This window comes from Streptomyces nogalater, assembly GCF_039532885.1.
Classification (GTDB): domain Bacteria; phylum Actinomycetota; class Actinomycetes; order Streptomycetales; family Streptomycetaceae; genus Streptomyces; species Streptomyces nogalater.
The window spans coordinates 1-924 of the sequence record NZ_BAAASM010000093.1 but is presented as its reverse complement, the minus strand read 5'-3'; the positions used below and the strand labels follow the sequence as shown (position 1 = coordinate 924).

Below are 924 nucleotides of genomic sequence, written 5' to 3'. Positions count from 1 at the left end.
AAGGAGAAGGGGTTTTCGGAGTCGTAGACGGGGGCGAAGCCGAGGCGGGTGAGGCGTTGGTCGGCGACGCATTGGAGGTATTGGCGCATGGAGGCGGTGTTCATGCCCGGGAGGCCGTCGCCGCACAGGTCGCGTGCGAACTGCAGCTCGGCTTCGACGGCTTCCTTGAGCATGTCGGTTACCTGTTGCTGGAGTTGGTCGTCGAAGAGGTCGGGTTCTTCCTTGCGGACGGTGTCGACGACGTCGAAGGCGAAGCTCATGTGCATGGTCTCGTCGCGGAAGACCCAGTTGGTGCCGGTGGCCAGGCCGTGGAGGAGGCCGCGGCTGCGGAACCAGTAGACGTAGGCGAAGGCGCCGTAGAAGAAGAGTCCTTCGATGCAGGCGGCGAAGCAGATGAGGTTGAGCAGGAAGCGGCGGCGGTCGGCCTGGGTCTCCAGCCGGTCGAGTTTTTCGACCGAGTCCATCCACGTGAAGCAGAACTGTGCCTTCTCGCGGATGGAGGGGATGTTCTCCACGGCGGCGAAGGCGGCCGCCCTGTCCTCCGGGTCGGGCAGATAGGTGTCCAGCAGCGTCAGATAGAACTGGACGTGGACGGCTTCCTCGAAGAGCTGGCGGGAGAGGTAGAGGCGTGCTTCGGGGGAGTTGATGTGTTTGTAGAGGGTGAGGACGAGGTTGTTGGCGACGATGGAGTCGCCGGTGGCGAAGAAGGCGACGAGGCGGCCGATGAGGTGTTGTTCTTCGGGGGTGAGTTTGGCGAGGTCGGCGACGTCGGAGTGGAGGTCGACTTCTTCGACGGTCCAGGTGTTCTTGATGGCGTCCCGGTAGCGTTCGTAGAAGTCGGGGTAGCGCATGGGGCGCAGGGTGAGTTCGAAGCCGGGGTCGAGCAGGTTGGTGTTCCGGGGCATTACTGGCAGGCCTCGCAGG

Annotated in this window: 1 protein-coding gene; it reads right to left on the bottom strand. The window is 63.7% G+C overall.

Annotated features, from left to right (window positions below):
* The coding region (locus tag ABD350_RS37735) for a ribonucleotide-diphosphate reductase subunit beta (RefSeq protein WP_344353969.1) at window positions 1-905 on the bottom strand (905 nt) is incomplete at its 3' end.
* Between the last annotated feature and the right edge of the window lie 19 nt (window positions 906-924).